The 14,525-nt window shown below is 48.5% G+C and carries 3 protein-coding genes, 9 tRNA genes and 6 rRNA genes; all 18 read left to right on the forward strand.

What is annotated here, in order from left to right:
• Window positions 1–65 precede the first annotated feature (65 nt).
• The 18 genes from lysS (at window position 66) to NST65_RS00575 (ending at window position 14,524) form a co-directional block, all read left to right on the forward strand.
• Entirely contained in the window at window positions 66–1,565 is a 1,500-nt protein-coding gene (gene lysS, locus NST65_RS00490; protein ID WP_034284259.1) for a lysine--tRNA ligase, read from the forward strand.
• A gap of 341 nt (window positions 1,566–1,906) precedes the next feature.
• Window positions 1,907–3,455: ribosomal RNA gene (locus tag NST65_RS00495) — 16S ribosomal RNA — on the forward strand.
• A 182-nt stretch (window positions 3,456–3,637) separates the two neighbouring features.
• Window positions 3,638–6,568: ribosomal RNA gene (locus NST65_RS00500) — 23S ribosomal RNA — on the forward strand.
• Window positions 6,569–6,629: 61 nt separating this feature from the next.
• A 5S ribosomal RNA gene (gene rrf / locus NST65_RS00505) occupies window positions 6,630–6,745 on the forward strand.
• 757 nt (window positions 6,746–7,502) lie between these two features.
• Window positions 7,503–7,578 (forward strand) — tRNA-Val (locus NST65_RS00510).
• A 33-nt stretch (window positions 7,579–7,611) separates the two neighbouring features.
• A tRNA-Thr gene (locus NST65_RS00515) sits at window positions 7,612–7,687 on the forward strand.
• A gap of 37 nt (window positions 7,688–7,724) precedes the next feature.
• Window positions 7,725–7,800, forward strand: a tRNA-Lys gene (locus tag NST65_RS00520).
• Between the two features lie 8 nt (window positions 7,801–7,808).
• Window positions 7,809–7,891: transfer RNA gene (locus NST65_RS00525), tRNA-Leu, on the forward strand.
• A 30-nt stretch (window positions 7,892–7,921) separates the two neighbouring features.
• Window positions 7,922–7,993 (forward strand) — tRNA-Gly (locus NST65_RS00530).
• Between the two features lie 12 nt (window positions 7,994–8,005).
• Window positions 8,006–8,091, forward strand: a tRNA-Leu gene (locus tag NST65_RS00535).
• A gap of 10 nt (window positions 8,092–8,101) precedes the next feature.
• Window positions 8,102–8,178: transfer RNA gene (locus NST65_RS00540), tRNA-Arg, on the forward strand.
• 7 nt (window positions 8,179–8,185) lie between these two features.
• Window positions 8,186–8,262, forward strand: a tRNA-Pro gene (locus NST65_RS00545).
• An 8-nt stretch (window positions 8,263–8,270) separates the two neighbouring features.
• A tRNA-Ala gene (locus NST65_RS00550) sits at window positions 8,271–8,346 on the forward strand.
• 125 nt (window positions 8,347–8,471) lie between these two features.
• A 16S ribosomal RNA gene (locus NST65_RS00555) occupies window positions 8,472–10,020 on the forward strand.
• Between the two features lie 182 nt (window positions 10,021–10,202).
• Window positions 10,203–13,133, forward strand: a 23S ribosomal RNA gene (locus NST65_RS00560).
• A 61-nt stretch (window positions 13,134–13,194) separates the two neighbouring features.
• Window positions 13,195–13,310 (forward strand): 5S ribosomal RNA (gene rrf, locus NST65_RS00565).
• Together the 16S, 23S and 5S rRNA genes with 9 tRNA genes alongside form the textbook arrangement of a ribosomal RNA operon.
• 177 nt (window positions 13,311–13,487) lie before the next feature.
• Window positions 13,488–13,952 (forward strand): CtsR family transcriptional regulator, encoded by a 465-nt coding sequence (locus NST65_RS00570; protein WP_003217184.1) that lies wholly within the window; start codon window positions 13,488–13,490, stop codon window positions 13,950–13,952.
• 14 nt (window positions 13,953–13,966) lie between these two features.
• On the forward strand, window positions 13,967–14,524 hold the full coding sequence (locus tag NST65_RS00575; RefSeq protein ID WP_024425862.1) for a UvrB/UvrC motif-containing protein: 558 nt from the start codon (window positions 13,967–13,969) through the stop codon (window positions 14,522–14,524).
• Window position 14,525 lies beyond the last annotated feature (1 nt).

Here is a 14,525-nt window from a genome sequence, read left to right on the forward strand (position 1 = left end):
TGCTAGTGCATGTACTGGCAGTTTTTCTGCTTTTCTCTGCAAAATACATTATTGGAGTGATATAAATGAGTAATGAAGGGCTTAATAACGAAGAATTAAATGACCAATTCCAGGTCAGACGTGACAAAATGAATAAAATGAGAGAAGAGGGTATCGATCCATTCGGTGAACGATATGACCGTTCTCATCAATCTGCGCAAATTATCGCTGAATATGACGAGTTTTCTAAAGAAGACTTAGAAGGAAAAGCGGCTCAAGTAACAATCGCTGGTCGTATGATGACAAAGCGCGGAAAAGGAAAAGCTGGCTTTGCGCATATTCAAGACCTAGAAGGACAAATTCAAATCTATGTTCGTAAAGATAGTGTAGGGGAAGAAGCTTATGAATTATTCAAAAGCTCAGACCTAGGCGATATCATTGGTGTAACAGGAACTGTTTTTAAAACTAATGTAGGAGAACTTTCTATTAAAGCGACTAGCTTTGAGGTTCTGACAAAAGCACTTCGCCCGCTTCCTGATAAATATCATGGATTAAAAGATGTTGAACAACGCTATCGTCAGCGCTACCTGGACCTCATTGTAAATCCAGAAAGTAAGCAGACGTTTATTATGCGAAGCAAAATCATTCAATCCATGAGAAGATACTTAGATTCTAAAGGATACTTAGAAGTTGAAACACCAACAATGCACAGCATTCCTGGTGGTGCATCAGCGCGTCCTTTCATTACTCATCACAATGCACTTGATATGCCGCTTTATATGCGTATTGCGATCGAGCTGCACTTAAAACGCCTAATTGTCGGTGGTCTAGAGAAAGTATACGAGATTGGCCGCGTATTCCGTAATGAAGGGGTATCGACTCGTCATAACCCAGAATTCACTATGATTGAGCTGTATGAAGCATACGCAGACTACAAAGATATCATGAATCTGACTGAAAACTTAATTGCCCATATTGCCCAAGAGGTGCTGGGAACAACAACCATTCAATATGGAGAAGATGAAATTGATCTCAAACCTGAATGGAAGAGACTGCATATGGTTGAAGCGGTCAAAGAAGCAACAGGTGTAGACTTCTGGCAGGAGATGTCTGTAGAAGAAGCAAAACAGCATGCTGCTGATCATGGTGTTGAAATCACGAAAAATATGACAGTAGGTCATATTATCAATGAGTTCTTCGAGCAAAAAGTAGAAGAAACATTGGTTCAGCCTACATTCATTTATGGACATCCAGTGGAGATTTCTCCATTAGCTAAGAAAAATCCTGAAGACCCTCGCTTCACAGATCGCTTTGAGCTGTTTATCGTACGCCGTGAGCATGCAAATGCATTCACAGAGCTAAACGATCCAATTGATCAAAGAGAACGCTTTGAAGCTCAATTAAAAGAACGTGAAGAAGGAAATGACGAAGCACACCTAATGGATGACGATTTTGTTGAAGCATTAGAATACGGCATGCCTCCAACAGGTGGTTTAGGAATCGGGATCGACCGATTAATCATGCTTTTAACAAATTCTCCATCAATCAGAGATGTACTGCTTTTCCCGCAAATGAGAAACCGCTAATACATCAATCAAAGCGCCATTTTATCTATGGCGCTTTTTATTTTTCATAAAATGAAACTTTTTTTAAAAAAACTATTGCAAGGAAAGATTCCAGGTGGTATATTATTATTCGTTGCCGCAAAACAGCAACGAGGTTAAAAAAAGAAATTGAAAAAAGTTCTTGACTTTAACTGATGCAAAATGGTAAGATACTAAAGTCGCTTACGAGCGATAACGAACATGATCTTTGAAAACTAAACAAGACAAAACGTACCTGTTAATTCGAGTTTTTATAAAAAATCCTATGATACTTCATAGGTAGTCAGTCAAACTGGCGAAAAGCAAAACTTCGGTTTTGTACTTTTTCGGAGAGTTTGATCCTGGCTCAGGACGAACGCTGGCGGCGTGCCTAATACATGCAAGTCGAGCGGACAGAAGGGAGCTTGCTCCCGGATGTTAGCGGCGGACGGGTGAGTAACACGTGGGTAACCTGCCTGTAAGACTGGGATAACTCCGGGAAACCGGAGCTAATACCGGATAGTTCCTTGAACCGCATGGTTCAAGGATGAAAGACGGTTTCGGCTGTCACTTACAGATGGACCCGCGGCGCATTAGCTAGTTGGTGGGGTAATGGCTCACCAAGGCGACGATGCGTAGCCGACCTGAGAGGGTGATCGGCCACACTGGGACTGAGACACGGCCCAGACTCCTACGGGAGGCAGCAGTAGGGAATCTTCCGCAATGGACGAAAGTCTGACGGAGCAACGCCGCGTGAGTGATGAAGGTTTTCGGATCGTAAAGCTCTGTTGTTAGGGAAGAACAAGTGCGAGAGTAACTGCTCGCACCTTGACGGTACCTAACCAGAAAGCCACGGCTAACTACGTGCCAGCAGCCGCGGTAATACGTAGGTGGCAAGCGTTGTCCGGAATTATTGGGCGTAAAGGGCTCGCAGGCGGTTTCTTAAGTCTGATGTGAAAGCCCCCGGCTCAACCGGGGAGGGTCATTGGAAACTGGGAAACTTGAGTGCAGAAGAGGAGAGTGGAATTCCACGTGTAGCGGTGAAATGCGTAGAGATGTGGAGGAACACCAGTGGCGAAGGCGACTCTCTGGTCTGTAACTGACGCTGAGGAGCGAAAGCGTGGGGAGCGAACAGGATTAGATACCCTGGTAGTCCACGCCGTAAACGATGAGTGCTAAGTGTTAGGGGGTTTCCGCCCCTTAGTGCTGCAGCTAACGCATTAAGCACTCCGCCTGGGGAGTACGGTCGCAAGACTGAAACTCAAAGGAATTGACGGGGGCCCGCACAAGCGGTGGAGCATGTGGTTTAATTCGAAGCAACGCGAAGAACCTTACCAGGTCTTGACATCCTCTGACAACCCTAGAGATAGGGCTTTCCCTTCGGGGACAGAGTGACAGGTGGTGCATGGTTGTCGTCAGCTCGTGTCGTGAGATGTTGGGTTAAGTCCCGCAACGAGCGCAACCCTTGATCTTAGTTGCCAGCATTCAGTTGGGCACTCTAAGGTGACTGCCGGTGACAAACCGGAGGAAGGTGGGGATGACGTCAAATCATCATGCCCCTTATGACCTGGGCTACACACGTGCTACAATGGACAGAACAAAGGGCTGCAAGACCGCAAGGTTTAGCCAATCCCATAAATCTGTTCTCAGTTCGGATCGCAGTCTGCAACTCGACTGCGTGAAGCTGGAATCGCTAGTAATCGCGGATCAGCATGCCGCGGTGAATACGTTCCCGGGCCTTGTACACACCGCCCGTCACACCACGAGAGTTTGCAACACCCGAAGTCGGTGAGGTAACCTTTATGGAGCCAGCCGCCGAAGGTGGGGCAGATGATTGGGGTGAAGTCGTAACAAGGTAGCCGTATCGGAAGGTGCGGCTGGATCACCTCCTTTCTAAGGATATATGGAGCAGCGTACGTTTTCGTCTTGTTTAGTTTTGAAGGATCATTCCTTCAAAACATGTCTCTAGCGAGACAGGATTGTTCTTTGAAAACTAGATAACAATAAGTAATACATTCACATTGAATGCAATGCAAAGTTCATCACACATAGTGATTCTTTCTAAAGTAAGAAATGGTTAAGTTAGAAAGGGCGCACGGTGGATGCCTTGGCACTAGGAGCCGATGAAGGACGGGACGAACACCGATATGCTTCGGGGAGCTGTAAGCAAGCTTTGATCCGGAGATTTCCGAATGGGGAAACCCACTGCTCGTAATGGAGTAGTATCCATACTTGAATACATAGAGTATGAGAAGGCATACCCGGGGAACTGAAACATCTAAGTACCCGGAGGAAGAGAAAGCAAATGCGATTCCCTGAGTAGCGGCGAGCGAAACGGGAACAGCCCAAACCAAGAGGCTTGCCTCTTGGGGTTGTAGGACACTCTATACGGAGTTACAAAGGAACGATATAAGCGAAGAGGTCTGGAAAGGCCCGCCAAAGAAGGTAACAGCCCTGTAACTGAAATGTTGTTCTCTCCAGAGTGGATCCTGAGTACGGCGGAACACGTGAAATTCCGTCGGAATCCGGGAGGACCATCTCCCAAGGCTAAATACTCCCTAGTGACCGATAGTGAACCAGTACCGTGAGGGAAAGGTGAAAAGCACCCCGGAAGGGGAGTGAAATAGATCCTGAAACCGTGTGCCTACAAGTAGTCAGAGCCCGTTAACGGGTGATGGCGTGCCTTTTGTAGAATGAACCGGCGAGTTACGATCCCGTGCAAGGTTAAGCAGAAGATGCGGAGCCGCAGCGAAAGCGAGTCTGAATAGGGCGCATGAGTACGTGGTCGTAGACCCGAAACCAGGTGATCTACCCATGTCCAGGGTGAAGTTCAGGTAACACTGAATGGAGGCCCGAACCCACGCACGTTGAAAAGTGCGGGGATGAGGTGTGGGTAGGGGTGAAATGCCAATCGAACCTGGAGATAGCTGGTTCTCTCCGAAATAGCTTTAGGGCTAGCCTCAAGGTAAGAGTCTCGGAGGTAGAGCACTGATTGGACTAGGGGCCCCTACCGGGTTACCGAATTCAGTCAAACTCCGAATGCCGATGACTTATCCTTGGGAGTCAGACTGCGAGTGATAAGATCCGTAGTCGAAAGGGAAACAGCCCAGACCGCCAGCTAAGGTCCCAAAGTATACGTTAAGTGGAAAAGGATGTGGAGTTGCTTAGACAACCAGGATGTTGGCTTAGAAGCAGCCACCATTTAAAGAGTGCGTAATAGCTCACTGGTCGAGTGACTCTGCGCCGAAAATGTACCGGGGCTAAACGTATCACCGAAGCTGCGGACTGTTCTTACGAACAGTGGTAGGAGAGCGTTCTAAGGGCTGTGAAGCCAGACCGGAAGGACTGGTGGAGCGCTTAGAAGTGAGAATGCCGGTATGAGTAGCGAAAGACGGGTGAGAATCCCGTCCACCGAATGCCTAAGGTTTCCTGAGGAAGGCTCGTCCGCTCAGGGTTAGTCGGGACCTAAGCCGAGGCCGAAAGGCGTAGGCGATGGACAACAGGTTGATATTCCTGTACCACCTCCTCACCATTTGAGCAATGGGGGGACGCAGGAGGATAGGGTAAGCGCGGTATTGGATATCCGCGTCCAAGCAGTTAGGCTGGGAAATAGGCAAATCCGTTTCCCGTAAAGGCTGAGCTGTGATGGCGAGCGAAATTTAGTAGCGAAGTTCCTGATTCCACACTGCCAAGAAAAGCCTCTAGCGAGGTGAGAGGTGCCCGTACCGCAAACCGACACAGGTAGGCGAGGAGAGAATCCTAAGGTGATCGAGAGAACTCTCGTTAAGGAACTCGGCAAAATGACCCCGTAACTTCGGGAGAAGGGGTGCTTCTTAGGGTGTTAAAGCCCCGAGAAGCCGCAGTGAATAGGCCCAGGCGACTGTTTAGCAAAAACACAGGTCTCTGCGAAGCCGTAAGGCGAAGTATAGGGGCTGACGCCTGCCCGGTGCTGGAAGGTTAAGAGGAGCGCTTAGCGTAAGCGAAGGTGCGAATTGAAGCCCCAGTAAACGGCGGCCGTAACTATAACGGTCCTAAGGTAGCGAAATTCCTTGTCGGGTAAGTTCCGACCCGCACGAAAGGCGCAACGATCTGGGCACTGTCTCAACGAGAGACTCGGTGAAATTATAGTACCTGTGAAGATGCAGGTTACCCGCGACAGGACGGAAAGACCCCGTGGAGCTTTACTGCAGCCTGATATTGAATGTTGGTACAGCTTGTACAGGATAGGTAGGAGCCTTGGAAACCGGAGCGCTAGCTTCGGTGGAGGCATCGGTGGGATACTACCCTGGCTGTATTGACCTTCTAACCCGCTGCCCTTATCGGGCAGGGAGACAGTGTCAGGTGGGCAGTTTGACTGGGGCGGTCGCCTCCTAAAATGTAACGGAGGCGCCCAAAGGTTCCCTCAGAATGGTTGGAAATCATTCGCAGAGTGTAAAGGCACAAGGGAGCTTGACTGCGAGACCTACAAGTCGAGCAGGGACGAAAGTCGGGCTTAGTGATCCGGTGGTTCCGCATGGAAGGGCCATCGCTCAACGGATAAAAGCTACCCCGGGGATAACAGGCTTATCTCCCCCAAGAGTCCACATCGACGGGGAGGTTTGGCACCTCGATGTCGGCTCATCGCATCCTGGGGCTGTAGTCGGTCCCAAGGGTTGGGCTGTTCGCCCATTAAAGCGGTACGCGAGCTGGGTTCAGAACGTCGTGAGACAGTTCGGTCCCTATCCGTCGCGGGCGCAGGAAATTTGAGAGGAGCTGTCCTTAGTACGAGAGGACCGGGATGGACGCACCGCTGGTGTACCAGTTGTTCTGCCAAGGGCATCGCTGGGTAGCTATGTGCGGACGGGATAAGTGCTGAAAGCATCTAAGCATGAAGCCCCCCTCAAGATGAGATTTCCCATTCCGCAAGGAAGTAAGATCCCTGAAAGATGATCAGGTTGATAGGTCTGAGGTGGAAGCGTGGTGACACGTGGAGCTGACAGATACTAATAGATCGAGGACTTAACCTATATTCTAATGTGAAGTTTGAACATTGTTATCTAGTTTTGAGAGAACATTCTCTCCATCAGGTTTGGTGGCGATAGCGAAGAGGTCACACCCGTTCCCATACCGAACACGGAAGTTAAGCTCTTCAGCGCCGATGGTAGTTGGGGGTTTCCCCCTGTGAGAGTAGGACGCCGCCAAGCTTCTATTAGGATCAGTTCCAGTCGGAACTGGTCTTTTTTGTGTTTTTGAATGACTTGCTTCTATATAATAGGTTCGTAAAGTGAGAATACGTTGTTCCTTCAATTTAACACTTCAGTCATCATATGAACCAGCAGCTCAAATTATCAAGGGTCATTAAAAGCATAGAAAACCTCTCCTTGGACTAAATAGACGTAAAGAGGTGATGGTATAGGGACACGAGATAGAAAGGCACCCCACCCCAAAGGGAATAGTCAGCGATTGTTGGATTTTTAACTTAAAAGAAGTGAAAAGAAACAAACAATAATAATGATAAGACTGTTGAGTGTTTGAAGCAGCAGAAAAATTAATGTGAAACGATTTGTTGAAAAATAGTAAAGATCAGTAATTATTTTTACACTTTTTTAGGCAAAAAAGATTTCTCAGAAAAATAAAATAATAATAGAATTTCTTTTTTGGATGTTTTTTATCCAGAGATATATGAAATAAAACAAGGATAACAAAGCTTCGAAATTGCTGTTTTTGCAATGATAGAGCCATATAAGCGCTCTTTTTAACAAAAAAACATAAAAAAATGAAAAAAAGGCTTTTAAAATGATGAGACAAGTGGTAAACTTCTTTAGGTGCCTTAACGAAAAGGTAAAAAAACAGCTTTAAAATAAATTCAAAAATTATTTTAAAAAAGTCTTTACAAACAATATCTTATCGTTATATAATACTATTTGTCAGATCGAGAGACACTTCGAAACGACACAATATGGAGGATTAGCTCAGCTGGGAGAGCATCTGCCTTACAAGCAGAGGGTCGGCGGTTCGAGCCCGTCATCCTCCACCATATTTATTCTTACATAATGTTAGGATAGATAAAGCCGGTGTAGCTCAACTGGTAGAGCAACTGACTTGTAATCAGTAGGTTGGGGGTTCAAGTCCTCTTGCCGGCACCACTTTCATATGGTAAGATAGACAAGTCGCTTTTAAAGCGAGCCATTAGCTCAGTTGGTAGAGCATCTGACTTTTAATCAGAGGGTCGAAGGTTCGAGTCCTTCATGGCTCACCATGTTTCATGCGGGTGTGGCGGAATTGGCAGACGCGCTAGACTTAGGATCTAGTGTCTTTATGACGTGGGGGTTCAAGTCCCTTCACCCGCATTGCCAAATAAAATAAAGAAATCCTGTAATGCGGAAGTAGTTCAGTGGTAGAACACCACCTTGCCAAGGTGGGGGTCGCGGGTTCGAATCCCGTCTTCCGCTTATACCATCCACGCCGGGGTGGTGGAATTGGCAGACACACAGGACTTAAAATCCTGCGGTAGGTGACTACCGTGCCGGTTCAAGTCCGGCCCTCGGCATTATAAATAAGCGCCCGTAGCTCAATTGGATAGAGCGTTTGACTACGGATCAAAAGGTTAGGGGTTCGACTCCTCTCGGGCGCGCCATTAAGATCGGGAAGTAGCTCAGCTTGGTAGAGCACTTGGTTTGGGACCAAGGGGTCGCAGGTTCGAATCCTGTCTTCCCGACCATCTTTTATGGGGCCTTAGCTCAGCTGGGAGAGCGCCTGCCTTGCACGCAGGAGGTCAGCGGTTCGATCCCGCTAGGCTCCACCAATATGATCTTTGAAAACTAAACAAGACAAAACGTACCTGTTAATTCGAGTTTTTATAAAAAAATCCTATGAAACTTCATAGGTAGTCAGTCAAACTGGCGAAAAGCAAAACTTCGGTTTTGTACTTTTTCGGAGAGTTTGATCCTGGCTCAGGACGAACGCTGGCGGCGTGCCTAATACATGCAAGTCGAGCGGACAGAAGGGAGCTTGCTCCCGGATGTTAGCGGCGGACGGGTGAGTAACACGTGGGTAACCTGCCTGTAAGACTGGGATAACTCCGGGAAACCGGAGCTAATACCGGATAGTTCCTTGAACCGCATGGTTCAAGGATGAAAGACGGTTTCGGCTGTCACTTACAGATGGACCCGCGGCGCATTAGCTAGTTGGTGGGGTAATGGCTCACCAAGGCGACGATGCGTAGCCGACCTGAGAGGGTGATCGGCCACACTGGGACTGAGACACGGCCCAGACTCCTACGGGAGGCAGCAGTAGGGAATCTTCCGCAATGGACGAAAGTCTGACGGAGCAACGCCGCGTGAGTGATGAAGGTTTTCGGATCGTAAAGCTCTGTTGTTAGGGAAGAACAAGTGCGAGAGTAACTGCTCGCACCTTGACGGTACCTAACCAGAAAGCCACGGCTAACTACGTGCCAGCAGCCGCGGTAATACGTAGGTGGCAAGCGTTGTCCGGAATTATTGGGCGTAAAGGGCTCGCAGGCGGTTTCTTAAGTCTGATGTGAAAGCCCCCGGCTCAACCGGGGAGGGTCATTGGAAACTGGGAAACTTGAGTGCAGAAGAGGAGAGTGGAATTCCACGTGTAGCGGTGAAATGCGTAGAGATGTGGAGGAACACCAGTGGCGAAGGCGACTCTCTGGTCTGTAACTGACGCTGAGGAGCGAAAGCGTGGGGAGCGAACAGGATTAGATACCCTGGTAGTCCACGCCGTAAACGATGAGTGCTAAGTGTTAGGGGGTTTCCGCCCCTTAGTGCTGCAGCTAACGCATTAAGCACTCCGCCTGGGGAGTACGGTCGCAAGACTGAAACTCAAAGGAATTGACGGGGGCCCGCACAAGCGGTGGAGCATGTGGTTTAATTCGAAGCAACGCGAAGAACCTTACCAGGTCTTGACATCCTCTGACAACCCTAGAGATAGGGCTTTCCCTTCGGGGACAGAGTGACAGGTGGTGCATGGTTGTCGTCAGCTCGTGTCGTGAGATGTTGGGTTAAGTCCCGCAACGAGCGCAACCCTTGATCTTAGTTGCCAGCATTCAGTTGGGCACTCTAAGGTGACTGCCGGTGACAAACCGGAGGAAGGTGGGGATGACGTCAAATCATCATGCCCCTTATGACCTGGGCTACACACGTGCTACAATGGACAGAACAAAGGGCTGCAAGACCGCAAGGTTTAGCCAATCCCATAAATCTGTTCTCAGTTCGGATCGCAGTCTGCAACTCGACTGCGTGAAGCTGGAATCGCTAGTAATCGCGGATCAGCATGCCGCGGTGAATACGTTCCCGGGCCTTGTACACACCGCCCGTCACACCACGAGAGTTTGCAACACCCGAAGTCGGTGAGGTAACCTTTATGGAGCCAGCCGCCGAAGGTGGGGCAGATGATTGGGGTGAAGTCGTAACAAGGTAGCCGTATCGGAAGGTGCGGCTGGATCACCTCCTTTCTAAGGATATATGGAGCAGCGTACGTTTTCGTCTTGTTTAGTTTTGAAGGATCATTCCTTCAAAACATGTCTCTAGCGAGACAGGATTGTTCTTTGAAAACTAGATAACAATAAGTAATACATTCACATTGAATGCAATGCAAAGTTCATCACACATAGTGATTCTTTCTAAAGTAAGAAATGGTTAAGTTAGAAAGGGCGCACGGTGGATGCCTTGGCACTAGGAGCCGATGAAGGACGGGACGAACACCGATATGCTTCGGGGAGCTGTAAGCAAGCTTTGATCCGGAGATTTCCGAATGGGGAAACCCACTGCTCGTAATGGAGTAGTATCCATACTTGAATACATAGAGTATGAGAAGGCATACCCGGGGAACTGAAACATCTAAGTACCCGGAGGAAGAGAAAGCAAATGCGATTCCCTGAGTAGCGGCGAGCGAAACGGGAACAGCCCAAACCAAGAGGCTTGCCTCTTGGGGTTGTAGGACACTCTATACGGAGTTACAAAGGAACGATATAAGCGAAGAGGTCTGGAAAGGCCCGCCAAAGAAGGTAACAGCCCTGTAACTGAAATGTTGTTCTCTCCAGAGTGGATCCTGAGTACGGCGGAACACGTGAAATTCCGTCGGAATCCGGGAGGACCATCTCCCAAGGCTAAATACTCCCTAGTGACCGATAGTGAACCAGTACCGTGAGGGAAAGGTGAAAAGCACCCCGGAAGGGGAGTGAAATAGATCCTGAAACCGTGTGCCTACAAGTAGTCAGAGCCCGTTAACGGGTGATGGCGTGCCTTTTGTAGAATGAACCGGCGAGTTACGATCCCGTGCAAGGTTAAGCAGAAGATGCGGAGCCGCAGCGAAAGCGAGTCTGAATAGGGCGCATGAGTACGTGGTCGTAGACCCGAAACCAGGTGATCTACCCATGTCCAGGGTGAAGTTCAGGTAACACTGAATGGAGGCCCGAACCCACGCACGTTGAAAAGTGCGGGGATGAGGTGTGGGTAGGGGTGAAATGCCAATCGAACCTGGAGATAGCTGGTTCTCTCCGAAATAGCTTTAGGGCTAGCCTCAAGGTAAGAGTCTCGGAGGTAGAGCACTGATTGGACTAGGGGCCCCTACCGGGTTACCGAATTCAGTCAAACTCCGAATGCCGATGACTTATCCTTGGGAGTCAGACTGCGAGTGATAAGATCCGTAGTCGAAAGGGAAACAGCCCAGACCGCCAGCTAAGGTCCCAAAGTATACGTTAAGTGGAAAAGGATGTGGAGTTGCTTAGACAACCAGGATGTTGGCTTAGAAGCAGCCACCATTTAAAGAGTGCGTAATAGCTCACTGGTCGAGTGACTCTGCGCCGAAAATGTACCGGGGCTAAACGTATCACCGAAGCTGCGGACTGTTCTTACGAACAGTGGTAGGAGAGCGTTCTAAGGGCTGTGAAGCCAGACCGGAAGGACTGGTGGAGCGCTTAGAAGTGAGAATGCCGGTATGAGTAGCGAAAGACGGGTGAGAATCCCGTCCACCGAATGCCTAAGGTTTCCTGAGGAAGGCTCGTCCGCTCAGGGTTAGTCGGGACCTAAGCCGAGGCCGAAAGGCGTAGGCGATGGACAACAGGTTGATATTCCTGTACCACCTCCTCACCATTTGAGCAATGGGGGGACGCAGGAGGATAGGGTAAGCGCGGTATTGGATATCCGCGTCCAAGCAGTTAGGCTGGGAAATAGGCAAATCCGTTTCCCGTAAAGGCTGAGCTGTGATGGCGAGCGAAATTTAGTAGCGAAGTTCCTGATTCCACACTGCCAAGAAAAGCCTCTAGCGAGGTGAGAGGTGCCCGTACCGCAAACCGACACAGGTAGGCGAGGAGAGAATCCTAAGGTGATCGAGAGAACTCTCGTTAAGGAACTCGGCAAAATGACCCCGTAACTTCGGGAGAAGGGGTGCTTCTTAGGGTGTTAAAGCCCCGAGAAGCCGCAGTGAATAGGCCCAGGCGACTGTTTAGCAAAAACACAGGTCTCTGCGAAGCCGTAAGGCGAAGTATAGGGGCTGACGCCTGCCCGGTGCTGGAAGGTTAAGAGGAGCGCTTAGCGTAAGCGAAGGTGCGAATTGAAGCCCCAGTAAACGGCGGCCGTAACTATAACGGTCCTAAGGTAGCGAAATTCCTTGTCGGGTAAGTTCCGACCCGCACGAAAGGCGCAACGATCTGGGCACTGTCTCAACGAGAGACTCGGTGAAATTATAGTACCTGTGAAGATGCAGGTTACCCGCGACAGGACGGAAAGACCCCGTGGAGCTTTACTGCAGCCTGATATTGAATGTTGGTACAGCTTGTACAGGATAGGTAGGAGCCTTGGAAACCGGAGCGCTAGCTTCGGTGGAGGCATCGGTGGGATACTACCCTGGCTGTATTGACCTTCTAACCCGCTGCCCTTATCGGGCAGGGAGACAGTGTCAGGTGGGCAGTTTGACTGGGGCGGTCGCCTCCTAAAATGTAACGGAGGCGCCCAAAGGTTCCCTCAGAATGGTTGGAAATCATTCGCAGAGTGTAAAGGCACAAGGGAGCTTGACTGCGAGACCTACAAGTCGAGCAGGGACGAAAGTCGGGCTTAGTGATCCGGTGGTTCCGCATGGAAGGGCCATCGCTCAACGGATAAAAGCTACCCCGGGGATAACAGGCTTATCTCCCCCAAGAGTCCACATCGACGGGGAGGTTTGGCACCTCGATGTCGGCTCATCGCATCCTGGGGCTGTAGTCGGTCCCAAGGGTTGGGCTGTTCGCCCATTAAAGCGGTACGCGAGCTGGGTTCAGAACGTCGTGAGACAGTTCGGTCCCTATCCGTCGCGGGCGCAGGAAATTTGAGAGGAGCTGTCCTTAGTACGAGAGGACCGGGATGGACGCACCGCTGGTGTACCAGTTGTTCTGCCAAGGGCATCGCTGGGTAGCTATGTGCGGACGGGATAAGTGCTGAAAGCATCTAAGCATGAAGCCCCCCTCAAGATGAGATTTCCCATTCCGCAAGGAAGTAAGATCCCTGAAAGATGATCAGGTTGATAGGTCTGAGGTGGAAGCGTGGTGACACGTGGAGCTGACAGATACTAATAGATCGAGGACTTAACCTATATTCTAATGTGAAGTTTGAACATTGTTATCTAGTTTTGAGAGAACATTCTCTCCATCAGGTTTGGTGGCGATAGCGAAGAGGTCACACCCGTTCCCATACCGAACACGGAAGTTAAGCTCTTCAGCGCCGATGGTAGTTGGGGGTTTCCCCCTGTGAGAGTAGGACGCCGCCAAGCTTCTATTAGGATCAGTTCCAGTCGGAACTGGTCTTTTTTGTGTTTTTGAGAGGTTTGATACCATATAAATGTGGAAATAATATTGTTAGTTGAGCGATTATCTTGAAAAATCGATCGAAAAAATTTATAGTAAGATTAAAGTCAAATATAGTCAAAGTCAATGGAGGAGGAGGCGGAGTGGCACAAAATATTTCTGATATCATCGAGCAGTATTTGAAGGAAGTCTTGGATCAGAACGGTCGAGAAATATTAGAAATTAAACGCAATGAAATTGCAGATAAATTTCAATGCGTACCTTCACAAATAAACTATGTTATCAATACACGCTTTACGAGCGAGAGAGGCTATATCGTTGAAAGTAAGCGTGGCGGCGGTGGCTATATCCGCATCATTAAAGTCAAAATGAATGATGAAGTCGACTTATTGAACAATATTATTTCCCAAATATATCATCGTTTATCACAGGCTGCATCTGATCATATCATCATGCGTCTTGTTGAAAATAACATATTATCTGAAAGAGAAGCTAAGATGATGATTAGTGTCATGGACCGTTCTGTATTGCATATTGATTTACCTGAACGAGATGAACTGCGGGCTCGGATGATGAAAGCGATGTTAAATGCTTTGAAATTAAAGTAAAGCGGGTGAAAAGATTGATTTGTCAAGAATGTAATGAGAGACCAGCCACTTTTCACTTTACGAAAGTTATAAATGGAGAAAAACAAGAAATGCACATATGTGAACAATGTGCAAAAGAAAACAGTGATTCATATGCTATGAGTGGAAACCAAGGTTTCTCGATTCACAACTTATTATCAGGCTTATTGAATATTGATCCTAGCTTCACCACAAGTGCGAACAAGGGCTCGTCTATTTTTCAAGAAGCGAAAGAAGTGGATCAATGTCCTAAGTGTGGCTTAACCTTTCAGCAGTTCAGAAAAACAGGCCGATTTGGCTGTGCAGAATGCTATCGTACATTTGATCAGTATCTGAACCCTGTTTTACGGAAAGTCCATAGTGGAAATACAGTCCATAATGGAAAAGTACCAAAACGAATTGCCGGCAGCCTGCATGTTCGCCGGAAACTTGAGTTAATGCAGCAAGAGCTGAAGCAGCTGATTGAACAGGAAGAGTTCGAAAAGGCAGCGGAAGTTCGAGATCAAATTCGTGCATTAGAGCATGAGCAATCTCAGCAGAGGGAGGGAGATTAAC

The organism is Bacillus sp. FSL P4-0248, from assembly GCF_038593305.1.
GTDB classification, from domain to species: domain Bacteria; phylum Bacillota; class Bacilli; order Bacillales; family Bacillaceae; genus Bacillus; species Bacillus safensis.